Here is a 255-nt window from a genome sequence, read left to right as displayed (position 1 = left end):
ACGGGAGGCAGCAGTGGGGAATATTGGACAATGGGCGAAAGCCTGATCCAGCCATGCCGCGTGTGTGAAGAAGGCCTTCGGGTTGTAAAGCACTTTCAGCGAGGAAGAACGCCTCGGGATTAATACTCCCGAGGAAAGACATCACTCGCAGAAGAAGCACCGGCTAACTCCGTGCCAGCAGCCGCGGTAATACGGAGGGTGCAAGCGTTAATCGGAATTACTGGGCGTAAAGCGCGCGTAGGTGGCTAAGTCAGC

1 rRNA gene is annotated in these 255 nt (G+C 56.1%); it reads left to right on the top strand.

From position 1 onward, the window contains the following. A 16S ribosomal RNA gene (locus MKZ40_RS17120) occupies nt 1-255 on the top strand; the annotation flags it as partial.

Source organism: Cobetia sp. BMC6 (genome assembly GCF_029991385.1).
Classification (GTDB): Bacteria; Pseudomonadota; Gammaproteobacteria; order Pseudomonadales; family Halomonadaceae; genus Cobetia.
This window is presented reverse-complemented; position numbering and strand designations above follow the sequence as displayed.